The organism is Acaryochloris marina MBIC11017 (genome assembly GCF_000018105.1).
Classification (GTDB): domain Bacteria; phylum Cyanobacteriota; class Cyanobacteriia; order Thermosynechococcales; family Thermosynechococcaceae; genus Acaryochloris; species Acaryochloris marina.
On record NC_009925.1, the window covers coordinates 1,657,655 to 1,683,500 of the forward strand.

The 25,846-nt window shown below is 49.7% G+C and carries 18 protein-coding genes; 13 read left to right on the forward strand and 5 right to left on the reverse strand.

Annotated features, from left to right (window positions below; genetic code table 11):
• Positions 1-37: 37 nt before the first annotated feature.
• Positions 38-1,687, reverse strand: coding sequence for an ABC1 kinase family protein (locus AM1_RS07510; RefSeq protein WP_012162221.1), 1,650 nt, complete (start codon positions 1,685-1,687; stop codon positions 38-40).
• 1 nt (position 1,688) lies between these two features.
• Here AM1_RS07510 and AM1_RS43930 point away from each other — a divergent pair, with 1 nt between their 5' ends.
• Positions 1,689-1,823, forward strand: a complete 135-nt coding sequence (locus tag AM1_RS43930) for a hypothetical protein (protein WP_012162222.1) — start codon at positions 1,689-1,691, stop codon at positions 1,821-1,823.
• A 50-nt stretch (positions 1,824-1,873) separates the two neighbouring features.
• On the opposite strand, the gene ggpS is transcribed toward AM1_RS43930, so the two are convergent.
• Positions 1,874-3,376 carry a glucosylglycerol-phosphate synthase gene (ggpS, locus tag AM1_RS07515; RefSeq protein ID WP_012162223.1) on the reverse strand — a complete coding sequence of 501 codons (1,503 nt, stop codon included), beginning with the start codon at positions 3,374-3,376 and terminating at the stop codon, positions 1,874-1,876.
• A 268-nt stretch (positions 3,377-3,644) separates the two neighbouring features.
• On the opposite strand from ggpS, the gene gghA reads away from it, so the two are divergent.
• The 4 genes from gghA (at position 3,645) to AM1_RS43100 (ending at position 12,266) form a co-directional block, all read left to right on the forward strand.
• Positions 3,645-6,164 (forward strand): glucosylglycerol hydrolase, encoded by a 2,520-nt coding sequence (gene gghA, locus AM1_RS07520; protein WP_012162225.1) that lies wholly within the window; start codon positions 3,645-3,647, stop codon positions 6,162-6,164.
• Between the two features lie 17 nt (positions 6,165-6,181).
• The gene (glpK, locus tag AM1_RS07525; protein ID WP_012162226.1) at positions 6,182-7,690 is read left to right on the forward strand and encodes a glycerol kinase GlpK; all 1,509 of its coding nucleotides are present in this window, start codon (positions 6,182-6,184) and stop codon (positions 7,688-7,690) included.
• A 536-nt stretch (positions 7,691-8,226) separates the two neighbouring features.
• On the forward strand, positions 8,227-11,370 hold the full coding sequence (locus AM1_RS07530) for a DUF4347 domain-containing protein (RefSeq protein ID WP_012162227.1): 3,144 nt from the start codon (positions 8,227-8,229) through the stop codon (positions 11,368-11,370).
• Between the two features lie 134 nt (positions 11,371-11,504).
• Entirely contained in the window at positions 11,505-12,266 is a 762-nt protein-coding gene (locus AM1_RS43100) for an L-type lectin-domain containing protein (RefSeq protein ID WP_238549270.1), read from the forward strand.
• A gap of 17 nt (positions 12,267-12,283) precedes the next feature.
• On the opposite strand, the gene stpA is transcribed toward AM1_RS43100, so the two are convergent.
• The 3 genes from stpA to AM1_RS07545 form a co-directional block, all read right to left on the reverse strand.
• Positions 12,284-13,567: a glucosylglycerol 3-phosphatase gene (gene stpA, locus AM1_RS07535; protein ID WP_012162229.1), complete on the reverse strand. Its 1,284-nt coding sequence runs from the start codon at positions 13,565-13,567 to the stop codon at positions 12,284-12,286.
• A gap of 48 nt (positions 13,568-13,615) precedes the next feature.
• Positions 13,616-15,229, reverse strand: coding sequence for a B12-binding domain-containing radical SAM protein (locus AM1_RS07540; RefSeq protein ID WP_012162230.1), 1,614 nt, complete (start codon positions 15,227-15,229; stop codon positions 13,616-13,618).
• A 149-nt stretch (positions 15,230-15,378) separates the two neighbouring features.
• Positions 15,379-16,062, reverse strand: a complete 684-nt coding sequence (locus AM1_RS07545; protein ID WP_012162231.1) for a CDP-archaeol synthase — start codon at positions 16,060-16,062, stop codon at positions 15,379-15,381.
• On the opposite strand from AM1_RS07545, the gene AM1_RS07550 reads away from it, so the two are divergent.
• From AM1_RS07550 to AM1_RS07585, 8 genes are all read left to right on the forward strand, one after another.
• Positions 16,048-17,334 carry a diacylglycerol kinase family protein gene (locus AM1_RS07550; protein WP_238549189.1) on the forward strand — a complete coding sequence of 429 codons (1,287 nt, stop codon included), beginning with the start codon at positions 16,048-16,050 and terminating at the stop codon, positions 17,332-17,334. The genes AM1_RS07545 and AM1_RS07550 overlap by 15 nt on opposite strands.
• Positions 17,335-17,446: 112 nt before the next feature.
• Complete coding sequence (locus tag AM1_RS07555; RefSeq protein ID WP_041659343.1) at positions 17,447-19,681, forward strand: transporter family protein; 2,235 nt, start codon at positions 17,447-17,449, stop codon at positions 19,679-19,681.
• An 88-nt stretch (positions 19,682-19,769) separates the two neighbouring features.
• Positions 19,770-20,405, forward strand: coding sequence for a CDP-alcohol phosphatidyltransferase family protein (locus AM1_RS07560; RefSeq protein ID WP_012162235.1), 636 nt, complete (start codon positions 19,770-19,772; stop codon positions 20,403-20,405).
• A 105-nt stretch (positions 20,406-20,510) separates the two neighbouring features.
• Positions 20,511-21,386 carry a lipoyl synthase gene (lipA, locus tag AM1_RS07565; protein ID WP_041659344.1) on the forward strand — a complete coding sequence of 292 codons (876 nt, stop codon included), beginning with the start codon at positions 20,511-20,513 and terminating at the stop codon, positions 21,384-21,386.
• A gap of 26 nt (positions 21,387-21,412) precedes the next feature.
• Positions 21,413-22,012, forward strand: coding sequence for a hypothetical protein (locus tag AM1_RS07570; protein ID WP_012162237.1), 600 nt, complete (start codon positions 21,413-21,415; stop codon positions 22,010-22,012).
• A 181-nt stretch (positions 22,013-22,193) separates the two neighbouring features.
• Positions 22,194-22,655, forward strand: a complete 462-nt coding sequence (locus AM1_RS07575) for a hypothetical protein (RefSeq protein WP_012162238.1) — start codon at positions 22,194-22,196, stop codon at positions 22,653-22,655.
• A gap of 58 nt (positions 22,656-22,713) precedes the next feature.
• Positions 22,714-24,045 carry a 30S ribosomal protein S12 methylthiotransferase RimO gene (gene rimO, locus AM1_RS07580; RefSeq protein WP_012162239.1) on the forward strand — a complete coding sequence of 444 codons (1,332 nt, stop codon included), beginning with the start codon at positions 22,714-22,716 and terminating at the stop codon, positions 24,043-24,045.
• Positions 24,046-24,386: 341 nt separating this feature from the next.
• Positions 24,387-25,802: a DEAD/DEAH box helicase gene (locus tag AM1_RS07585; RefSeq protein WP_012162240.1), complete on the forward strand. Its 1,416-nt coding sequence runs from the start codon at positions 24,387-24,389 to the stop codon at positions 25,800-25,802.
• Positions 25,803-25,846 lie beyond the last annotated feature (44 nt).

Consider the following 25,846-nt stretch of genomic DNA (forward strand, 5'->3'; position numbering starts at 1 on the left):
AGTAAAGCCTTTCCGAAGTTACACCTAAAAATTCAACTCAGCGGAGATTCCCCGATCGCAAGATACTAACCGCTAACCACAGTCCCAAAAAGCTTGCCACGGCAAACAGGGTATTGCTCAACCAATACAAGGCCGTCTGTTTCTCTGCCGAAATCATCGCTGCCCCCATAATCAGCGACCCCACCAAAATACTGAACGACAGGCGATTGGCCGCGTTATCGACGGTAATCCGTAAGCCATTCAGACCCAACAGATTTAAGTTCCACTGCAAGGATTCCGACGTCACTTGGTCTAGAAGTTGCTCTAATTGCCGGGGCGATCTCAAGGACAAATTCTTCACATCTAATGCCGTCCTTAGCAGCGTCGGCAAGGGATCTTCCCCGACAAACTGGCGTCGAAATAAATCGCTCATCAACGGCTTAATTTCATCCAGCACATTAAACTTGGGGTCAAAGGTCCGAGCCGCTCCTTCTAAATTGGCTAACGCCTTGACGTATAGCCCCACATTTCCCGGTAGCTTCAGCTTATTGGTACGGGCCACTTGCAGTACTTCGTACAGCACTTCTCCCAGATTAATTTCCGCCAGATTGCGATTATAGTACTTGCGCAGCAGGGCTTCAAAATCACTTTCGAGCTGGGCCAGGTTCTCTGCCCGTCGAGTTTTCGCTAGCTGTAAGGTCAAACGGCTACAGCGTTGGGCATCCAGATCCACAATGGCTAACAGCATCTCCGTCAAAATCTGCTGGGTATTGGGATCTAGGCGTCCGACCATACCGCAGTCTAAGATCGCGGCTCGGCCATCGTTTAGATAGTACAAATTGCCGGGATGAGGGTCGGCATGGAAGAAGCCATCCACATAGATTTGCTGCAAAAAGGCCCGAAATAACAGCGTTGTCACTTGCCGACGGGCACTATCAATTCTGGGCTCCTGTTGAGAAAAAGGCAGGTTTGCCGACAACAAGGGCTCTCCGTCTAGCCACTGCATCACCAGCACTTTCTGGGTGGTCAAGGCCAGATTGATTTTGGGGACCACGAGCTGCTGCGGATCAAACCAGCGGCTGGTGGAGAGATTTTGGCGAAGCTGCTCCGTATGGCTGGCTTCAACAGTAAAATCCAGTTCATCTAAAAGGGCATTGGCAAACTCTGCCGCCAAGGACTTAAGGTCGTAATCTTTACCAATATCCGTTCGGGATGCCAAATCCGCGAGGGTATTGATCAGTGCAATATCTTGATTGACGATGACATCAATCCCTGGTCGCTGCACCTTAATCGCCACTTGCTGTCCGTTTGCCAGGATCGCTCGATGAACTTGGGCAATGGATCCTGAGGCCACGGGAGTCGGGTCAATTTCTTTGAACTGAGACCGCAGTTCCTGGGCAATCTGCTGCTGAATCACCGCCTTGATTTCCGGCCAGGCCACAGGTGGCACTTTGCTCTGAAGGGTAGACAGAGCGTCAATATAGGGGGCAGGCAAAATATCCGGTCGCGTACTCAAAAGCTGGCCTAGCTTGACATAGACTGGCCCTAAATCCACCAAAATATTGCGCAGCACCGCAGGCGTCGGCAAAGCAGGCTGATCCGCTTTGCCGCCCGTTAACAGCTGCTGCATATAGTCCCAGCCATTCCGGAGGACCACTTCAATAATGTCGCGTTGCCGGGAGGCTGTTTGCGTTAACCCTGAGAACACAATGCCTCCTTTGAGGTTAGTTGAACCGTTCGAACATCTTGCTGTTGCGATCCTAGCTCAAAACTCCCTGGGGTCATTGCATTGGACTCAACAGTCTGGGAAGTGGGCGATCGCAGCCCAACATCACACCTATTAATTCAAACGCTTTAATAGGTGCAATATCGCGAATTGAAAAAATTGAGCCGCCTAGGAAACAGAGGCTTGATTCGACGGAGCCGACTGAATCGCCTTGAACTTCTGCAGCAGATGATTCGCCCAATAATCAACGTCGTACTTCGTGACCGTCTCAAACATTTTGGTCATAGCCGCTTGGCTCTCTTCCTCAGACATGGCCAAGGCTTTATCAATGGACTCATCCATCCGATCAATCGAATAGGGATTGGTGAGAATGGCTTCTGGCAATTCCACCGCCGCGCCTACAAATTCTGACAGAATCAAGACACCAGGCTGCTTATCCTTGGCAATAATATATTCCTTCGCCACCAAGTTGAGGCCGTCTCTCAGAGGCGTGGTCCAGCAAATATCCGCGACTCGATAGTAGCTGAGCAGCTCCTCCAAAGACAGGGGCTGAGTATAGAGTAAAATCGGCGTCCAGCCAAGCTGGGCAAAGCGGCCATTAATCTTACCCACCTGCTGTTCAATTTCGCTTTGGGCTTTTTTGTACACCCGCATCCCCGTAGCTGGGGTCACACAGGTCATCACAAAGTTAATTTTGCCGTGGAGATCGGGGCGACGCTCCAGCAAGCGACCAAAAGCTTGCAGCTTCTCGCGATTGCCCTTGACATAGTCCACCCGGCCCGCTGCGATAATTAACTTGCGATCGCCCAGGTCTGCTTTAATTTCGGCCAGCCGTTTCTGGGCCGTGGGTTGACTGAGGGTGCTCAAGATATGTTTGGGATTCGTACCCACCGGGAAGGCATCGATATTCACTAACTGGCCTTTATAGCGCAGGTAGGTGGTCATATTAGGTTCAGCCAAAGCCGTCCCCACCGGGGTAATATGCTCCGGGATGGGGCCTTGCTCTACAATCTCCACGGGCCGCAGACTGCGGGCCACATTGACAAAGTTTTCCGAGTAGCGGGGAATATGGAAACCGACGATATCGCAACACAGCAGGCTATCTACAATTTCTTCTCGCCAGGGCAAGATATTGAAAACATCCACCGAAGGGAAGGGCGTATGGTGGAAAAAGGCAATCTTGGCATTAGGCTTGAGCTGGCGGATGTAATGAGGGGCCATCCACAAGTTATAGTCATGAATCCAAATTAAGGCGTCATCTGCCGCTTGTTCACAGGCGGCCTCCGCAAACAGGCGATTAATAGTGTGAAAGTTTTCCCAATCCGAAGACTCATAGGTGAAGTGGTAGGGGAAAGAGTGGAGAATCGGCCAAAAGGCTTCTTTAGATGTGATGTGGTAGAAGTGCTTGACTTGATCAGCACTCAGGGGAATCCGACAGACATTGTAATTGCCCTCACCTTCCACCGTGACCAGGGTTTCAAAGTTACTGCGCTGCTTGGCCGTCACCTGTTTCCAGGCAATCCAAGTCCCCTGATTCACACTAGCAAAAAAGCTTTTTAAGGTCGGCAAGATACCGTTAGGACTTTTCTTGGGCCGGTAGTGAACTTTACCGTTTTCAATCACCTCATCATAGGGTTCACGGTGGTAAAGAATCACCAGGGAAGATTTCATTAGATGGCCTCCTATTTGTCACGGTCATCCAGAGCAATGGGGATATAAAAGTTCGAGCAGCCACAGCATCGCTATATCTGATTTAATGCTGTTGGCATGGACGAGTTGAGGTTTACCCCATACTGTCCCAAAATCCTTTGCAATCAAAGATGACCCCAAGATTACCCTATGCCAACATGCCCCACTCTGCAAATTAAGAACCGCTAAATTCTGGCTGCTTTCTGTTAGGCTGGACAACAGCAAAAATGTCATTCACGTCGCAAAAATTGTGGTTGATTCTGCTTTCCCCGAGCCCGTTCTGGATGACCAGGAAACGCAAGTCTTACTAGACTGGGCCGCCAATATTGATCAGTCGGACGCTACTTATTTTCAAACGGGTCAACTTCTCGCCACCCGATTAGGGGCTCATTACCGAGAAGATGGCCTCACGGAAATCGGCTTCTGGACCCCTGGACTCGCCGCTGAAGTGATTCAGTCCGAGCGCAGTATCTATTTAGAAGTCTTTACCCCCCTTGACCCCATTGACTTCCAGGCGACCGAACAAGAAATTACCTGGCAACGCGATCGCATCCCCCTCATCCTCCAGGGCGAATATATTTGGGGTGTCATTAAAGGACTTCGGGCCGGCACCCGCGAGCAAGCGGGCAGCTTTTACTGGCTGCGCTATATCGATAATCAAGGGCACGTCAAAACCACTCGCGATCCCTTAGCCTATTCCCTTCCCTACGGGGTCTTTGCCCCCGCCGAACTCTATGACAGCGATCGGCTCCAGCGCCAGCGAGCGGATTTGGGCTATTTCAAAACCACAGGGGCCCAAACCAAATCTCGCAAAGGCTTCTTAGCCTCAGACCTCAAGAACCCGCCCCCTCGACTCCCCGCTCCAGTCTGTATCCTGCAACTTCATATTCATACCGCGTCTCCTGAAGGGACCCTAGCAGGTCTAACACGCATCTACCAGCGCATCTCGGACAAACTCTCTCAGGGAGAAGATCTCACCCCTATAGAACAGAACTATGTGGGCTACGACGCCATTGAGCTACTGCCCATAGAGCCCACCATTGAATATCGCCTGGACCAAGACAACCACCACCATGAGTTCTTTGCCCGTCCCCCTGAACCCACCAGTCTCACGGACGAACATACCCAGACCATCCAAATTACCCTCCGCAAACCCAATACCCAAAATTGGGGCTATGACGTCCCCATTATTGGCTCTGCAGCGACCAATCCAGCCGTCTTAGAAACGCTACGCCCCGACGAAACCATCGACTTTATCGCCACCCTTCATAATTTTTCCACGGGGCCAATTCAAGTGATCTATGACCTGGTTTATGGCCATGCTGACAATCAATGCGAGAAGCTGATTAGCCGCCAATACTTAAAAGGTCCTAACATGTACGGCCAGGACTTAAACCACCAGCTCCCTGCAGTCCGGGCTGTGCTATTAGAAATGCAGCGGCGCAAAAACAATACCGGGGCAGATGGCATTCGCGTGGATGGGGGACAGGATTTTCGATTCTTCAATCCCCTCACCAACTTAGTGGAACAGGACGACGGCTATCTGCGAGCTATGGGCAATATTGTCCAAGAAATAGAAGGCAACGAGCGCCTGATGTTTACCATCTTTGAAGATGGCCGCCCTTGGCCCCAAGAAGGCTGGGAAGAGACCTCTCGCTATCTAGAGTTGGTTGAACTCGAACCCCATTCCTACCAGTGGGGCCCCCTGGTATTTGCCCACAACACCCCAGCACTCCAGCATTTTTGGGATCAGAAATGGCGGCGAGTCTGCGAGGTCATGTTCCAAGGCTCCCACTGGATCACCGGCTGCGCCAACCATGACACGGTTCGCCGGGGCAATCAAATTGACCCCAATGGTCCCATTAACTGGCACTTGGGCGACACCCTGGTCGAGGTGACCAAAACCGCCTACGATAACCCCGCCATCAAGCTGTGGGTGTTAGGGTTTTGCCCAGGCTTACCCATGGAATTTCTCAATGCCAACTTCCGAGGCGCTTGGGGCTTTTTCCGCAATACAGATGAGCTATATGGCGTTAAAGTGGTGTCCGAAGAGATTGGATTCCTAGACTGGCAGCTGACCCCAGAATTATTTCAGCCGCCTGAGGTGTTTCCCCAGCTCAAAGCCCTTGGTTTTACCGACCTAGAAATGCTCCGCCAGTTTGCAGCCGCCCTACAAACCACTATGTTGGAGTCGGACTATAACCTAGAGATCGTCGCTGATTTATGTCGGCGGTGTTTCAACGGTGATTCAGGGGTCTGTGCCAACCTCAATTTAGAATCCCTGAAATATTCGGATCGTCCAGCCTTTCTCAATGATTTGGACGTCCCCAAACTCAAGCAATTTGCCCGGGCCTTTATGGAAGATGGCTATGACTTTTCCAATGTGAAGCATTGGGGAGATAGCTTAGATCCGGACCAGGTGGCCTTTAATTTAGCAGCTCGTCAATATCGATTTACCCACCCTTGGCTAGGGGAGAATTTGACAGAACGCGATCGCTTCAACCGGATCACGGAAGATGCCTACACCCTGTTCTATGGTCACCGAACCCAGCATGATCCTGACATTGAACAGCCGGAAGACATCGTCATGGTCAGCCATATGGGGGGTGAGCCGGCCATGGTCACCTTAGGAGACTGGTTACAGCTGGAATTAAGCGAATGGCGGGTGGCATTGACCTCTCCCGGCTTAGCAATCGGGAATGATGTCGAAAGCTTAAGATCTTTTGAACTAAAGGACACACAAGGGGTACTCCTAGAGAAGATTGTGTAAACCCTTCGAGGAAGATCATGACTTCAGCTACCTACATCATGGCCTTGGATTTGGGGACCACTGGCAATCGTGCCATTCTCTTCGACCAAGACGGCCAGATTGTCGATCAAGCCTATAAAGAACTTCCTCAGTATTATCCTCAGCCGGGATGGGTGGAACATGATGCCTTAGAAATCTGGCGCGATACCCGTTGGGCCATGGAAACGGTGGTCACCCAAGCCCACATTGATCCCGCTCAGATCGCAGCCATCGGCCTCACTGTGCAGCGAGAAACCTGCCTGCTCTGGGATAAAACCACGGGCCAGCCCTTGCACAAAGCCATTGTTTGGCAAGACCGACGCACGGCAGCCTACTGTAACCAACTGGCTGAGCAAGGCCATACCCAGGATATTTATGATCGCACTGGTTTAGTCCTGGATGCCTATTTTTCCGGGAGCAAGTTAGCCTGGCTGCTTACAGAAGTGAAGAGGCAAAACCCCAATCTCAATCTAGACAATGTTATTGCTGGCACCATCGATACCTGGGCCTTGTGGAATCTTACAGGCGGCAAGGTTCACGCCACGGATCACAGTAATGCCAGTCGGACCCTACTGCTGAATTTAAGCCAAGGCACCTGGGATGACCATCTTCTCGATCTATTTGGCATTCCCAAGTCATTTATGCCCGCCATTCAGCCCAGCTTAGGTATCTTTGGCAAAACCGATACCAAGTTCCTGGGTCAAGAAATTCCCATTGCCGCCATCTTTGGGGACCAGCAGGCCGCCTTATTTGCCCATGGCTGCGATCGCCCTGGTGCCCTCAAATGCACCTATGGCACCGGGTCTTTTCTAGTCGCCCATACGGGGAGTAACATTGCTCGCTCCAAGAACCGTCTGCTGTCCACCGTGGCTTGGACCCAAACCGATAAGGGACAGACCCAAACTGGCTATGCCATCGAAGGCAGTATGTTTACCTCCGGGGCTTGTATCCAGTGGCTGCGAGATGGCCTTAAGCTGATTGCCAATGCTGCTGAAACAGAAGGATTAGCCCAAGCAGTCGAAGATAACGGTGGCGTTTATTTTGTCCCTGCCCTAAGCGGTCTCGGTGCTCCCCACTGGGATATGAGCGCTCGGGGGGCCTTTTTGGGAATTACGCGCGGGGCTCAACGAGAGCACATGGTACGGGCTGTCTTAGAAGCGATCGCTTTCCAAACCAAGGAAGTGGTTGATGCGGTCAATCAAGATTGTGGCTCTCCTATTCAGCAACTCAAAGTCGATGGTGGCGCTTGCCAGAACAATTTCTTGATGCAGTACCAAGCTGATGTTTTGGGCATTCCGGTTGAACGTCCTGCGGTTTTGGATGCCACTGCCCAAGGAGCAGCGTTCGGGGCAGGGTTAGCCATAGGGGTGTGGAAAGACTATGCAGGGTTAGTCGCTGCTCGCAAAATCGATCAAGTCTTTAAACCAGGTGCGAATGCCCAAACCGCTCAAGCCAATTTTAAAACCTGGCAAAAAGCAGTGGAACGCGCTAAAAATTGGGCCGACTAGTATCAATCGCGACATTTTTTCTCGTCTGTAACTCGTTAACATAAGGGTCGTCCAAATTTCCCCAACGAGAATCAAAATCGCCATGGTAGAACTATTAAAAATAGCCTCTTAAATGAGATTTGTATCTCATCAATTTATCTACGGCAAAAATTAATCAATATACAACCATTTATCTTTAAAAAAATCTATTAATAGCTAATATAAACTCAGTTAATAATAGGGTTTCTCAGGAGAGAAACCCTATTATCTACATTAGTGAATCATCACATCCGTTGAGGAATCAATATCCATTCATCGAGATGGCGTTGGTTGATCTGATGTAGAACAGTTCTTTCCCCTAATTTAGGACGATTTCAGGTGTTGTAGGGAGTTCTCCTTGCAATCGTTTTTATTTGGAGCTTCTTGAAGGATAGAAGCCCCAAAAAGTCCTATGCAAATTTTCACACAGCGTCCCCAAAAAGATACCTTCATATATCTGGAGCGAGAGAACAGCGCTGAGGTTTATATCTTGTTTTTCTTATCTTAAATCCATCACAATGAACCACACTTCATCTGGCCTGGGGCAACCGATCTTATCCGTTGCTTTTATTGATGCTGAGCTATCACAAACAGATATTTTAATTCAAGAGTTAGACGTTGATCGCGTCTTTTTACTCAATGATCCTACAGATACCATCGAAGATATTACCCAGACCCTATCTCAATTTCAAGACTTAGACAATATTCATATCATTTCCCATGGCAGCCAGGGAAGCGTCCAACTGGGCAACACAGACTTAACTCAACACAACCTCAATACTTACACTCATGACCTGGAAAGCTGGGGAGAAGCATTAGCAGACCATGGCGATTTGTTGTTCTATGGCTGCAATATTAGCGCTGGCGATGACCTCACCTTCCTGCAGACAATCAGTGATGTTACCAACGCAGATGTTGCGGCTTCTAATGACTTAACGGGGTATGGGGGCGATTGGTTCTTAGAAACCAGGGTAGGACAGGTGGAAACCGCGATCGCTTTAAGCAGTGCTGGCCAAACCACTTATCAAGGCACATTAGCAACGATTGGTGAACGTGGCAGAATAGACACGCTCAATGACCAATGGACTCGCATTACCCTCCAAGAAACCTATGCCAATCCTGTGGTCATCGCTGGACCGCCCTCCTTCAATGGGCCTAATCCATCAACGGTTCGGGTTCGAAATGTCACTAGCAACAGTTTTGAAGTCCGCATTGATGAGTGGGAATATCTCGATGAACAACACACCCTCGAGTCCCTAGGCTATCTGGTCGTTGAGGAAGGCATACATACCCTTGCAGATGGGACGGTCCTTCAGGCTGGGAGCAGTCAGAGTGATAATGACTGGGCTTCGATTGATTTCACATCTGCATTCAACGACACGCCGTTGCTATTTGCTCAAACTACGAGCGAAAATGAAGCAGCGGCTGTGGCAGAGCACCTCAGAAATATCTCTAACACTGGGTTTGACTTGAGGTTGCAAGAGGAAGAAGCCGCAGATCAAACCCATGCAGTGGAAGACGTGGATTGGATTGCGATCGCACCCGGTAGCGGTACCTTTGGCCCAGTCTCCTTTATTGCCAATCAAATCTCCAGTAATCATCAGGACTCCACTGCCAGCTTTGGCAGTGCCTTTAGCGGTGACATACCTGTATTTCTAGCTCAAGCCAACACCAGTAATGGCGGTGATCCGTTTGCCATTCGTTATCGAACCCTGGCCCCGACCGGCACTACCCTCTTTTTGGAAGAGGAGCAATCTAGGGACAGCGAGACCTGGCATATCTTTGAAGATGTTGCTTATTTAGCCCTGGGCACCGGATTGTTAGAGGTCCCAGATCCCGTTGTGGAGACCTTTGCCTTAGGGGATATGAATCCCATTTTGGTGAATGAATCCGCTGGTGTTGTCACCATCACAGCCGTACGTTCAGGGCCAGCCCTGGCTCCAGCGACCCTTGAGTACACCACCAATGAGGTAGGCAGTTCTGACACCGCCTTAGCCGATATCGATTTCATCACGCCCACCTTAAACGGGCGCAGCAATACCGGTGAAATTACCTTCAGCATTGGTGAAATGGTGAAAACCTTTACGATTCCCATCATTGATGACACCTTATTGGAAGGTAACGAAACCTTCTCTGTTGGTATTCAAAATCCCAGTACAGGTAGCTTGGGTGCCCCCCGCACCACCCTGGTGACGATTATTGATGATGACGCAGCGTCTACCTTATCCGTCACAGATACTGCCATTAATGTGGAAGAAGGCACGGCAACTGCCTCGATCACGGTTCAGCGGAGCGGCAATAGTGCGAGCGCTGCATCCGTTGATTTCAGCACCCGTGACGGCACAGCCATTGCTGGACAAGACTATCGGGCAACCTCTGGTACCCTGACCTTTGCCGCGGGTCAAACGTCCCAAACCCTTACGGTTCCTATCCTCAACGATATCGTTGTTGAAGGGGACGAAATATTTTCTGTGACCTTAAGCAATCCCATGGGTGGAACCCTCGGCAATAGCATCACCAATATCACCATTATTGATAATGATTTGGCTTTGGGTAACCTCAATCGCACAACAGCAGTGTCAGGGCTAACACAACCCACTACCCTCGACTGGACACCGGATGGTCGTTATCTGTTGGTTGCCCAGAAGAACGGGGTTGTTCGGGTTATTGATAATGGCGTACTCCAAACCACCCCCTTAGTCGATCTATCGAGCCAGGTGAATGACACCCGAGACCGCGGCTTACTGGGGCTAGCCATTCATCCAGATTTTCCCAATTTACCCTATGTCTATTTGCTCTATACCTATGATCCACCCGATACGATTGGCAATACAGGCTTAGCGGCTCCAGATGCTAATGGCAATCGCCCGTCGCGGATGGTGCGGCTCACGGTCGATCCCACCACCATGGTTGCGGATCCCAGTAGTTTAGTCGTCTTAGCAGGGACCAACAGCACCTGGGCCAATACCAGTCAACCTGGTAGCAATAGTACGGGCGATCTCTCTATCCTCCCCTCTGGCATTGTCAATGGCACCACCATTACAGCTCCCTCTGGCCAAATTGATACTGGCACCCAAGATAATGACCCCAATCGCCCCGGAATTCAGAACCAAAATATTCGAGACTATCTAGCCACTGATAGTGAATCCCATTCCATTGGTGACTTAGAATTTGGACCCGATGGATATCTGTATCTCAGTAATGGTGATGGCACCTCCTACAACTTTGTTGATCCTCGCGGCGTTCGGGTGCAGGATATCAACAATCTGTCTGGAAAAGTTCTTCGCATTGATCCTCTTACGGGGCAAGGAATTTCTACCAATCCCTTCTTTAATGGTGATCCCAATAGCAATCAATCCAAGGTATTTTACTCAGGACTTCGCAACCCCTACCGCTTTACCTTTGATCCAGTGACCAATTTACCTGTGATTGGTGATGTGGGTTGGACAGAATGGGAAGAAATTAATACCGGACTCCCTGGCTCTAATTTTGGTTGGCCTTACCTCGAAGGCCCCAACCCAACGGGGGGTATCAGGATTTGTCCTCAGCCATTTCCTTCTACAACAATGGCAACCGAAATAATCCCGGAGACACAGCCGCCATTTTTCCGCTCCTATCCCGTACCCATGGAGCACCGGATAATGCCAGAGCCATTACCGTAGGCGATTTTTACAATAGCAACACATTGGTGTTTGGAGATGTGAACAATGGCACCCTTTATGCCGCGACATTCGATAGTAATCGCCAAATTTCGAACGTCCAAGTCTTTGACTCCAATATTCCGTTTGTGGTGGATATGAAGACGGGACCGGACGGCCGACTCTATGGGGTCGATCTGGTCTCTGGGGAAATCCTGAAATGGGAGCCGGTGACGCTTCTTCCATCCCCACAACCCAATTTATCGGCATCCTTCAATAATTTTGCTGACCTATCTTCTTTAAATCTCAATGGCAGTGCATCAGGAGCCAATAGTCGACTCCGATTAACACCTGCCAGTGGCAACCGAGCGGGGAGTGCCTTTTTCAATCAGGCTTTTCAAGTGGGTGGGAATACCAGCTTCTCCACCCAATTTCAGTTTCAAATTACGGGTAGCCAGGGAACCAATGGTGCCGATGGTTTTAGCTTGGTTCTGCAAAATAGCCCTGCAGGAAGCAATGCTGTGGGCCGCTTTGGTGGAGACATCGGCTATGGAGGTATCACCAGGAGTATCGCCATTGAGTTTGATACCTTCAATAATGGCCCGATGGACCTCAATAGCAACCATTTATCAATCTTGAGCAATGGTATTACCGATGCTCCGTTGGCCTCGGTTAATGCTCCCTTTGATCTGAATAATGGCGATACCCTGACTGCTTGGGTGGACTATAACGGTACAACCAATCTTCTGCAGGTATACCTGGCAAACAGTACCATTCAACCCAGTACTGCAGTATTATCTGCCAATGTGGATTTGGCCGGACTTTTAGGCAACCAGGCGTTTATCGGATTTACGGCTGGGACAGGGGGCCTCGTGAACAACCATGAGATTCTGACCTGGTCCTTTAGCAGTACGGTCTAGCACTACCCTCTAGATTCCTACTGATGACGGCCTTGGGCAATTGCCTGAAAACACTGAATATATTGGGTATGCCCTTCTGGGAACACCACATTCAGCGTTAGAGGATCGTCTGTATCCCGATCATCCCCAGGTCCCGTCACCACTCGATGGGATACCTGGGACCCTGCGGGAGAATCAAGTATGTGCTCTAGCTGCAAGGGTTTACGGTTTTTGACCTCACCACCACTGCTATCAACATAAACGACAACGTTATTCGTCTTAAATTCTTGCCCCAAGGATTGAATTAGGTGTAAAAAGTTGCGATCGCTTCCTCCCCGCTGAAACCGCAATTCTCCCTGCTCCTCGATTGCCTTACTGGTGACCGTATCACCCACCCCAATGAGAGTTGGCATTTGCCCTGAATCAAATTTTTCTTTGACTAAATCCACCAGCTCGGCATGGGACGGTGGGGCCTGACGGGCATTGAAGTCTGCCCCCAAAGGGTATTGTCCCGTTCGTTGATGATAATAGCGATTTAAAATCGCCAGCACTCCCGCTTCTTTGATGCCGCCCTGCAACATAAATTGGAAATCCGTGGTCCCTGCTTCTTCAGGAGTCGCTGGCTGCAAAATTTCATTTCCCTGGGAATCTTTCCCGAGGTTGGGCGCGTAATGCACAAAAAAGGATTGTCCTAATCCTTGATCTTGGGCTTGGGTCAATAGCTCCGCCGTCAGCGTTTGCATCTCTTGCTGCAGCCGAGCATATACCTCAGTTCTGTCTGCCAGCAGATCGTAGAAGACATTTAAATTGGCCGTGGGAGAGACGGGATTGTCTAATACAGCAGCCTGGATACAGGGCTGAATTTGGGAACTATCTTCAGCCAGGGTTTGAAAAAACTGTTGCAACCGCTGACTAATTTGCTCAGGCACTGCTGCCAAAAACGCTAACTCCTGGTCGCTCACCCCCGGATGGGAGACTGAGCCAAATCGATCTTGCCATTGCACCCCTCCCGCTGCGAGGCCGGGTAAATATAGACCTTCTTGAACAACGGTTTCGGCATCAAATGTTTTCTCAACAATGCGATTGACCCCGCGATTACCGATATGCTCACCATTGGTGAGGACATAAAAATGTCCATCTAGCTGGCGTGCCGCTCGGACATAGGCTGGATCAAGGGTACGGGTCAGGGGATCTTTCACTAACCCCATACACACCCCATCTAAATCTTGAATGATTAATAGATTGTTTTGCCGCTGGCCAAGGTCAATCAAAGCACCATGGTCTAAGGACCAGGCTTGCTCAGACAAAGATACGTTAGACATGGTGGGTAGATGAAATCACAACCGCTAGAAATGCTTTAGCTGCTGTCATTAAGCCGTTTTAGCTGGAATTTGTTCTGGCTGAGACGACTCTTCTACCGGTTTGACCACCACCCGAGGATGATTAGCCAAATGTACGGCTAACTGCGACTCAATTTCCTCCCGGACAATTTGCCGGTATTCCATAAAGTGTTCAATAAACGCAGAAGCAGACAGATACCGAGTCAGAACCTGCGGATTCTTTTGGATGATCCGGAACAAGTTAATCCAAAATTTCCAGCGCGTCTTTCGCACTACGCCTTGGCGCCAAGCCAAGGTAGATAAGGCTCGAATATCAACCCAGCTCACCTTAACGGAGCTCTTACCCGACCCCCCATACTTGGGACGAATATTCATACTCATAAAGTGACGGAAGGTGCGATCCAGATATTTCACCGGATCGTAAATATTACAGAAGGCCTCGACATATTCATTGGCAATTTCATCGATGGGACGAGTCGGCACATAGTTCATCAATGAGGTTTGATTACCCGTGCCTTCTTGACCTTGGATAAGACGACCTTCTTTTTCTAGGCGATGCCAAAGCGCTGTATTGGGCAAGGCTTGCAACATGCTAAACAGGGCAATGGGAATGTTCGTCTTTTCGACGAAACGGGTAATGCGATCGCCTGCTCCCTTCTTTTCTCCATCAAACCCAATAATGAACCCAGCCATGATCCGCAGCCCTTTCTCAGACATGGTATCGATGGATTCGCTAAGGGAGTCACGGGTATTCTGGAACTTTTTGGTTACCTTTAAGCTGTCTTCATCCGGGGTTTCAATCCCCAAAAACACGCTGTTAAAGTTGCACTCGATCATCAGATCCATCAATTCCTCATCCTGAGCCAAATCGACGGAAGCCTCTGTAGCAAAGGTAAAGGGGTAATTTTTCTCCGCAATCCATTCCCGCAACTCAGCTAGCAATAGCTTCACATTCCGCTTATTGCCAATAAAGTTGTCATCGACCATAAACACAGAGCCACGCCACCCTAGCTCACACAACCGATCGAGCTCAGCAATGAGCTGCTGGGGGGTTTTAGTCCTAGGCTTACGCCCATAGAGGACGATAATGTCGCAAAATTCACATTGAAAGGGACATCCCCGGGAAAACTGCACCGACATATTGTCGTAAGCCGGAAATTTCAGCAGGTCAAAGCGAGGAATGGGGGTCTCAGTCACCGCAGGTTTCTCGGTCGCACGATAGACACCGCTTTCATCGCCCCGCTCTATCGCTTCGATAAACATGGGCAGGGTGATTTCCCCTTCGTCCAAGATCAAGTAGTCTGCACCAACCGCCTGCAAATCTTCAGGAACAGATGTAGCAAAGGGTCCACCCACCGCAACTTTCTTCCCGCGGCGATGGGATTCTCCCACAAGGTTCAGCATGTCTTCTTTCTGAACAATCATGCCGGATAGAATCACCATCTCAGCCCAGTCCCAATCTGACTCAGGCACGGCTTCAACATTGCGGTCAATTAGCCGAAACTCCCACTCCTGGGGCAAAATTGCGGCTACCGTCACTAACCCCAAAGGCGGCAATAATGCTTTTTTGTCAACTAAGGACAAGGTTTTCTCAAATGACCAAAAACTTTTTGGAAAGAGGGGGTAAATTAGTAAAACTCGCATAGAGAAGCCACATCTCCTAATCCAAATACCTCAAATCTTACCGCTAATTCACTTTTCTTGCTGAGAGTAGATTTAACCTTAGACATTGACTCAATTTAATCTTAATTTCTCAGATTTGTTAGGTGCATTGTCAATTTTGTCAACTAGGGTTATGCCTTTAAACCCAACTGTCTACGCACCCATGTCGCCCCCATAAATAGTAGCGGTGTCACAATTGCTCCTGTTAGGACCAAATGCAGGGGAAAGTGAAAATAGAAAAACCATAGGATCAGCACCCCATAGGTGGAATCCATATGATCAATTACATAGAAAACTTTGTTGTTTTCATCTCCAGGGGGAATCTCCAACCGTCGTTTTATAAAGGAATTAGGCAACTCGGATAGATTAAAAATAAACCCAACTAACAAGCCATATTCGATAAAATTGAATTGAGAGAGTTGAATCTGCAGACCTGAGTTTGTCAAAAATTGCGCCTCTAAGACTTGCAGAAAAAAGGTACTAACCACACAGGTTAATGGTAAGCTAATCAATCCTCTCCAGCGTTTATTAGCGCCGAACCATTGTGTCTGGATCGGTATATTTACCAGCTCAAAAGGTTTCGTCTTCCAAAGAAACGCCTCTAAAACTCCGGCAATGAATAGCCCCACCCCAAGCCATAGAATATTTAAAGTGTCTTGGGCAAAATGAGTCCAGAAAAGCATTGTTTTCGCAATAGATTGAACTTGGATATTGTCTTCGAGGAACAACTTTTTTTCGTCAGCGACGCCGAGCCCATCGCTGTCGATATGCGGGCTAGAGGTTGGTTGACGACCTCCAGTTTGTCCTGGTTCCACGCAGGTCTAAGGCACACATTAGCCTTTGATGACGTGGTCGGCGTCAAGCCGACTGATCAGCAATATCCCCAAGGACTCGTTGGGTTTATTCTGTGTGCCTATCCTGCTCCTAGGACTTTACCCCACCGCCGACAGTTACGGGAATATGAGTTTGTCTGTGCCACGGAGCAGATGCGCTCCCAGTGGATGAACGCCATTCGCCAAGCGTTACAGGGCCACCCCATCCAACCCCAGCAGGCCGTCAGGCCCCGCCATCTCCAAGTCTTAGTCAATCCCAAGGGAGGACGGCGACAAGCCAAACAAGTCTTTCAATCCATTCAGCCCATTTTAGAAGATGCCCATTGCCAGGTGAGCATTTTGGAAACCCAGGGGGGCGAAGGAACGATCCAGGCCGTGCGAGATTTCGACTTATCAGCGATAGATGGATTTGTCGTTGTCGGTGGCGATGGAACGGTTTATGAGCTGATTAACGGGCTGATGACCCATGGGGATGCGGAGGTTGCGATCGCAAAACCCATCGGCATCATCCCAGCCGGTACCGGCAACGGTCTGGGAAAAACCATTCTCGACCTATCCCAAGAAACCTACGATCCGAGTAATGCCGCGTTTATCATCGCCAAAGGCCAGTACCAGCCTATTAATTTAGGCGTCGTCAAACAGGATGGCAAAGAATATTACAGCATTCTCTCCTTAGCTTGGGCTTTGATTAGCGATATCGATATTAAGTCCAACAAGCTTCGTTTTCTCAAGTTCCTAGGCTCCTTACGTAGTGATCTCTATGCTTTTCTCAGCATCTTGGCCCTCCGCAGTTATCGAGGTCGGATTTCCTTTCTACCTGCCCCAGACTGGCCACCTAGCCCCGATACCCCTCAGCCAGACCTCCTAGCCGAACCGCAGCCAGCAGACATCGAGACCTCTACAGCTTCAGCTTGGCAAGTGCTTGAGGGTGAGTTTATTGCCCTTTGGGTGATGAACGTCGCTTGGGCCACCCATAGCGTTTTGGCAGCCCCACACGCTCGATTAGCCGATGGCTACATGGATGTCTTAATCATTCGTAAAGGAATTACCCGCTGGCGTTTATTAACCGCATTTCTGAAAATTGCCACAGGCGAACATCTCCTGATTCCAGAGATGGAATACTACAAGGTGCGCTGTCTCCACTTAGAACCTCTAAGTTCTGAAGGCTTACTGGCTGTTGACGGAGAACAAATCAAATACCGCTCCGTTGAAATGAATGTTTTGGCAAACCATGCCCAAGTTTTTTGCCGTTAATCTGCAGGCTAACCAGCCGATGTATACTCTTCCCCAACTGCCCGAGCTGAGCTAGGGCTGAGAACATCCCTGTACGACGTATTAGGGATTCAGTGGAGTCATTATCCTCAATATGAAGTCAATTTCCCTATCGACTGGAGTTTTCGTGGCCATCATGGGTTTGAGCCTGCCAACCCATGCCGAAACCGCCCCATTCTCAGATTCACTCCTCACCCCTACTTCATGTGACACATGCCATCTCAGCCCATCTGAGCTAAGAACTGCCGACTTTAGTTTTAGCCCCAAGCCAATCGTTCAGATTAAGCAAAACTCCAGCAGTTTGCATCTTTCGAGTCCCAAGGAAGCTGCTCCCGCCGTAAATGGGCAAACCACTGCGGCTCAACCCAAAGATCTGGCCCCCTCTAGTGCCGCAAAGGCAGGCTCAGAAAAGACAACAGACGGCACACTGCTCTCATCCCAGACACCATTACCATCCCGCTCAACCGCCTTAATCCCGCAGCAAACTCTCATTTCTCAAGCCACAGCTCCGCAGGATGTTACGTCTCCCCTCCCCATCTCGACGAGTGCCGCAGATCTAGCCCAAGTCGACTCTGTCCCTCCAGCCGAAGCGGATAGTGATGCTGAAGACAGCACCGAAGAAAGCGAAGAAGCTCCAGCGACTCGTTTTAGCCCCTTAGCCAACCAACAATTTCAGCAACCTACCGCAATTCACCTGCCCAAAGGAACAGTGGCCCTGAGCCTCTACAATCGACTGTTCTTTTTGCCCGGTACTGAAGCAGCTAGTGGTACGGCAGCCTATCCAAATTTTGGCGTTACCTGGGGATTAACAGACAGTACCGAACTGGACCTCACCCTACAGGTGGTAGATACGGGTACCCCCGACCGATTGGGGCCTTTCGGCGTTGTTAGACGGGTTAATAACCGAGATTTAACCCTATCCGTTAAGCAAAGGCTATGGGATAACACCGACGATACGTTGGCCTTTAGTGGTTCTTTTTCCCTAGCGGTTCCCCTAACAAATCGTACGTTTGAATTTACCCCCGGCGGGATTGAGCAAGAAGACAACAGTTTAATCCCAGCTCTACAATTTCCGTTCACGGCTACCGTTAGCGATCGCTGGCAGTTTACCCTTTCCCCCACCATTGCCTTCTTCCCCGATAGCAATGCTGTCTTTATCCCCCGTCCCCCCCTCGCCAATCCAGGCTCGTTTGGCACCACCTTGGGACTCAGTGGGGCGATTTCCTACCAAGTCCATCCTCGGATCACCCTCTGGGGCGATGCCTTTGTACCCTTTACGGGCAACAACAGTTTCAACCGGGATACAGGGCTACCCGCTAAATCCATTGCCTATAATGCGGGTCTGCGATATTTTCTTAATCCCAGTCTGGGACTCGATATCTTTGCCTCTAATACCTTTGGCAGCAAGGGACCGTTGGCCTTAACGGCGGATCGAGACTTAACTGCGTTGGGATTGAGAGTTATATCTTTACCGAGTCTCTTTGCCTCCAACCGCCGGATTGCGGACAGTTTTAACCGTGATCAGGACGGTCAAGATTCACCCAATACAACTGATGGCTTGGCCTTTTTTGATGGCGGGACCGTTCCTAGTCAACGGTTTTTGTTCCATTTACAGGGGGGTGGACAGGGCATTCAAACTGCCCTGCGCTACGGAATTGTCAAAGATTTTGAGCTATTTGCCTATTTGGACTATATCTCGGGTGAGGTGGACGAATCAGAGCAAGGCTTTGGTGTAAAACTGCGATTGCTAAACCAAGATGAAGCAGCACCATTGACTGCCAGTGCCGCTGTGACCGTGGGACTCACCAACAATATCTTCGACAACTTTGATAACAACAATCGCAATGGCTTGTTCCGACAAGGAGCGCCTAAAGACTTTCCGCTAATTTTTAGAACGGACAGTCCCGAAGGCAGGCGGTTTGTGGTCACCCTATCCCTACCCTTGCATTACAAAGTCAATGATCAACTGGCCTTTTGGTTTACCCCCATTGCAGGATTTGTGCAGCGAGATGGTTTAGAGCTAGGCGGCTTTAACGTCGGCGGCTCCGTTGAGGTTATTCAAGACCTGAGTCTAGTCGGCGAATTGGGAGCCAATTTCTTGGGTGAAGGGAATGCTTTTATCGGCGACACCTTAGCGGATCGGATTCCCTGGTCTGTGGCCGTCCGTTGGAATCCCCGCAGTATTATTGGCGGGGATGAATCCAACCCGAATCAACCCAATGTTGAATTCTTTGTCACGAATCGTGTGGGCTCATCCACCTGGCACCAACTAAGAGTCAGAGATCAAAACGAAATTACCGTTGGCGCTGGCATTTCGATTCCGTTTTAAGGGGTGGGAAAGGGCTACATCGATGCTTTTGATTTTTCGCCAGAGGACATGTTAGGGTCGCTGTTGCCTGAGTTTACGGGGAACAGCCATGCCCAACGAGTCCACACCTGTTCAGGATTCTATTGAAAGCCCAGAAGAGACAACGATTACGGTGCCTCTGTCTTTGCTGGACCGGATTGTGCAGTTTTTCACCATTAAACTGGCCAAGTCTCTTGCTCACTTCACCTGGATTACCCCCAATCGAGTCACCTGGGTGTCTGCAGGGATTGGCGGTCCTCTGACGGGATGGCTGATTATTCAGGAGCAGTTCTGGCTGGCAACGGCATTAGTGGTGGTCAGTGGCTTGATGGACGGATTGGATGGGGACATCGCCCGAGAACGCAATCTGACTTCGATTGAAGGGGGTATTTTAGACAGCGTTTTAGATCGTTATGTCGATTTCTTCTTGATTGCAGCACTTATTTTGGTCAACCCCACTGAACATTTACTCGTGGGCCTATTTGCCCTAATGGGAACCACAATGGTGCCTTACATTCGGGCTAGAAGTGAGGTCGCCGGTAAAAGTTCGATTGCCAGTATTGGCAGCCGAGCGACCCGCATCGTCTTGATTATTTTGGGATTGCTCACCCAACAGCTGTTTATTTTGCTGATTGCATTAGCCGTTATTTCCAATATTGCTGCAGTTCACCGATTTTGGTTTGCGCTGATTCCTGCCGAAGATTAGCCCACTCCTTCTCCATGCCTGTTCTTCAGAGAGACAAACTCGTTATAGTGATTACCTAATGCATGCGTTTCTTCCATGCTCTCAGGTAGTCAGAAGGCAGACCCCATGGCGAATACAGAAATAAGAGAACGCTTGCCAGAGTGGCTACGCCGCCCGATTGGCAAGGCCAGTGAGCTATCCACCGTCCAGCAAATCGTCAAACGCCATAATATCCACACTATTTGTGAAGAAGGCCGATGTCCTAATCGGGGCGAATGCTATGCCCAAAAAACGGCCACGTTTTTACTCATGGGACCTGTCTGCACCCGGGCCTGTTCGTTTTGCCAGGTTGATAAGGGCCATACCCCCCAACCCTTGAATGAACAAGAACCTCAGAAGGTCGCTGATTCTGTACGGTTACTGGGTTTGAAATATGTAGTACTCACTTCAGTGGCTCGAGATGATTTACCCGATCAAGGGGCGGGATGGTTTGCCGCAACCATGGCCGCCATTCGAACCGTCAGCCCCCATACCGATATTGAAGTGCTAACCCCTGATTTTCGAGGCGATCTCAACTTGATTGCCACCGTTGTTGCTGCCCGACCCGTTTGCTACAACCACAACCTGGAAACGGTTCGACGCCTTCAAGGACCAGTACGACGAGGAGCAAAATATGAGCGTTCGCTCCAGGTACTAGCCACCGTTAAGGAACTTGCACCTAAAAATGATGTCATACCTAGTATTGCTACCAAATCTGGTCTAATGCTGGGATTGGGAGAAACGGAAACTGAAATCATCGAAACGATGGAGGACCTAAGGTCAGTGGGATGCGACCGCATCACCTTAGGTCAATATATGCGCCCGTCCCTCAACCATCTCCCGGTCCAGAAATACTGGCATCCCGAGGAGTTTGATCGCCTAGGTGAGATTGCTCGCTCTCTCGGATTTAGCCACGTCCGGTCTGGCCCTTTAGTCAGAAGTTCATACCACGCTGGAGAGTAAGCTCCCGACTATCGCTGGAAGCATAGATGAAGGATGTTACCGCTCAAACTAACGCCATTGCTGATTGTCTCAAAACCTTGGAGCAAGTCTCCGCAATGGTTCACGGCCTAACCGAACAGGCTAATCCTCTGACCGAGGCGCTGGATATGGCCCAATTTAATCGTGGTGTCGGAAAAGCCCTGACTCATCTGTTTGAGTTAGAAGCAGATCTATACGATTTAGAACCTGACTATACCCCCGAACATCGACGCCCCTCTTTAGCGCCAATCAATTTAGGAGCTGTTTTAAATTACTTATCCACCCCCAATAAACCCGCACAATATTCTGCACAACGACAGCTTGCTAGCCATATGACAGATGTCGTTGCGGCTGAATTCACGGAAGCCTGTGCCCAGGGGCAAGGGTTAGAATTCGCTCAGAAATGGTGGGAATCACAGAATAAGCCTTTTATTCCAGTCATTCAGACCTACCGGGATCTCCACCACGCCAGGAAATATGTGCGTTATCACAGTGCAGCACTGCTAGGGGATATCTTCAACATCACCCTATGGGATGACGGCTCACAAGAGGTATTACTGAACGACGCTCAAGACTGGTTTACTCAATGGTTACAAACACAAGCCTAAATATGCACTCCAGCAAAGGTTAGACGGTATTGGTTTAAATTATTGCGAGTCTTCAAATTTCCAAGCTTTCGGTTACAGGGAAATCCCACCCCTATTGCATCATTAAACGATATTAATCATGCTTGTGAAAAATCTCTTTAACTCCATCCGTACTGGCCTCATATTGAGCACTACCCTCTTGATGTTCAGTTGTGACGCAAACTCAGGTAAATCTCCACCCACCTTTCAATCCGTCCCCATCTTAGGGAAATTATCAGTCGGGAAAACGTTACCGAGTTATGCAGGCAGTTCAGAATCCGGTCAACAGGCGGGAAATACGCCCAAAGATCGGAAGTATCTGATTCATCTGTTACATACAGACCTACCTCCCCTTTGTGTCAATGAAGAATGCGGTGCATTTGGTTCCATCGCCAATATCAAAGGCGCGGATCTCTATGGCGGTTCTGATCTGAAACTAGCCGATCAAGTCTTTGGTATTTTCCCCACGGACTATAAAAGCTTTCAACAACAATCGCAAAATTATGGGGTTTTGATTATTTCCGATCAGCAAGCCAAAATTCGAGCCATTTACCAACATGTCTATTTACCAGACGTGGAAACTATCCTGCAAGACTCGGAGGCCATCTTCGCCCAAGCTGACTGAATTTCAGATCATGAGATAGGATCACGAAGTATTCTTTCTCAAAATTGATCTACTCTGCATGGCCAATCAGCCCTCCGTCGCCGTTGCTCATCTCGGCTGTGAAAAAAATCGTGTTGACACTGAACATATGCTGGGATTGCTGGTGGAAGCAGGCTATCCCGTCGACAGCGATGAAGCCTTTGCCGACTACGTGATCGTTAACACCTGCAGCTTTATCCAAGCAGCCCGGGAAGAGTCTGTACGCACCCTAGTCGAACTAGCCGAAGCCAACAAAAAAATTGTGATTACAGGCTGCATGGCTCAGCATTTCCAAGAGGAATTGCTAGAAGAACTCCCCGAAGCCGTTGCCCTCGTCGGTACCGGAGACTATCACAAAATCGTAGATGTGATTCAGCGCGCCGAAGCGGGAGAGCGGGTGAAAGAAGTCTCACCTGAACCGACCTATATCGCCGATGAAACCGTTCCTCGGTATCGCACCACCACCGAAGGCACTGCCTATGTCCGCATTGCTGAAGGCTGTGACTATGGCTGTGCCTTTTGCATCATTCCCCATTTGCGTGGCAAACAGCGGTCGCGCTCGATCGAGTCCATCGTGGCGGAAGCCCAACAATTAGCCGCCGAAGGCGTGCAGGAGCTAATTTTAATTTCCCAAATTACCACTAACTACGGCATTGACCTCTACGGCAAACCCCAGCTCGCTGAACTACTTCGGGCTCTAGGCGAAGTTGATGTCCCTTGGATTCGCATGCATTACGCCTATCCCACGGGCTTAACCCCAGAAGTAATGGCGGCCATTCAAGAAACGGATAACGTTCTGCCCTACTTAGATTTGCCTTTGCAACATTCCCACCCAGAAGTCTTGCGGGCTATGAATCGACCTTGGCAAGGTCAAGTGAACGATCAAATTATTGAGAAAATCAAAACTGCCTTGCCGGATGCGGTTCTCCGCACCACATTTATTGTGGGATTCCCCGGAGAAACAGACGAGCATTTTGAGCATCTCTGTGAGTTTGTCCAGCGGCATGAATTCGATCACGTAGGCGTGTTTACCTTCTCGCCAGAAGAAGGCACCCCCGCGTTTGATTTGCCCAATCAATTGCCTCAAGACGTGATGGATGCACGACGCGATCGCTTGATGGCATTGCAACAACCCATCTCCTGGCAACAAAACCAGCAAGAAGTTGGCAAAACGGTACAAGTCTTAATCGAGCAAGAACATCCTGGCTCTGGTCAGCTCATCGGTCGCTCGCCTCGGTTCTCTGCCGATGTGGACGGTCTCGTCTATATCGATCCTGGTGAGGCTCCATCACCTCGTTTAGGCAGCTTAACCCCTGTCCAGATTACAGATGCAGATGCCTACGACCTCCAGGGACAACTGGTGAGCCAATAATCATTGCCCTTGGCATTGGAATGTTTTTTTAGACAGTTGGAGTCGCTCATCTGTCTAACCAAATGTCATGATTACTTGACTTATAATGCATTTTGTTACACTTTGTTGCAGAATAGAAACAATAGAGAGAACATAGTTCTGTTTATTATCGCCAACTCATACCTGTTGGCACCCTACTGCCCTCTTTTAATCAACCACTCCCTACAGAGTGGTGTTAGACCGCCTAACTTCATATTTGACGAGCAGACACTGATAGTCATGATTCAGATGCTGCGGTGATTGCTCGGTAGATGTTTATCTGCACGAGCGGCAGTAGCCCGTATTAACCTCTAGGAGAGTTCATGACCCTTACGTTTAGTCAACTTGGTCTTTCACAAACTCGTGTTGATTGTTTAGAAGCGCTTGGTTTTACCACCCCTACTCAAATTCAAGCAGAAGCCATTCCCCACTTGCTAGCTGGCCGCGACATTATCGGCCAAGCCCAAACGGGAACCGGTAAAACAGCCGCTTTCTCACTTCCCATCCTAGAGCAGCTGGATCCAACGGTTAAAACCCCTCAAGCTCTGATTTTGACACCGACTCGGGAGTTAGCCGTTCAAGTCAGCGAAGCCGTTTACCAATTCAAAGCAGATGGTGCCCTGCGGGTCGTCGCGATTTATGGCGGTCAATCCATCGATCGACAAATTTCTCAACTCCGTCGTGGCGCACAGCTAATTGTCGGTACCCCTGGCCGAGTTTTAGATTTACTCAGTCGTGGCGAAATCATCCTGGACCAGCTCAGCTGGTTTGTCCTCGACGAAGCGGACGAAATGCTGAACATGGGCTTTATCCCCGATGTCAGAAAGATTTTAGAGCGGGTTCCTGGCGATCGCAAAACAGCCTTTTTCTCTGCCACCATGGCCCCAGAGATTTACAAGCTATCAAAACAGTTTCTGAATGATCCCGTTACTGTTACTGTTGAGCAACCGAAAGCCGCCCCGACTCGAATTAATCAAGTGGCCTATCGGATTCCTCGAACATGGGCGCGTTCTACGGTCTTACAGGCAGTTCTAGAATTGGAAGATCCTGAATCAGCTATTATTTTCGTCCGCACTCGCCGGGAAGCCGCTACCCTCACTCAGCAGCTACAAACCGCAGGCTACAGCGCCGATGAATATCACGGTGACCTCAGCCAAAGCCAACGAGAGCGATTGTTAGATCGATTCCGCCAACGACGCATCCGCTGGGTGGTGGCAACAGATATTGCCGCCCGTGGATTACACGTTGACGATCTGAGCCACGTGATCAACTATGAGCCACCCGATAGTGTCGAAAGTTACGTTCACCGCATTGGTCGGACCGGACGTGCAGGCAACGAAGGGACCGCCATTTCCTTGGTTCATGCCCTCGATCGCTGGAAACTGCATGAAATTGAGAAGCATATTCGGCAAGAAATTCCGACATTGCCCACTCCAACCCGCTCAGCCATTGAAGGACGGCGGTTAGAAAAACTAACCGAAGAGCTACACAGTATCCTAACGGGAGAGCGTTTGGCTTCTTTCTTGCCCACTGTTTCTCAACTGGGTGAAGACTACGATACTCAAACCATCGCTGCAGCTGCGCTGCAAATGGCCTTCGATCGCTATCCTGCCATTACGGCCAACCTTGATGACTGGTCTTCTAAGAATAAGAATGGTGGCCGCAGTAGCCGGAAAGCCAAGCCAGTACTGAACAAGCGGCGTAGCTCTAACCGTTCTGAGATCTCTGCCTCTACTTAATACCAGATCGGGTGCGAAATACATCGCGCCCGATTGAAACAGGC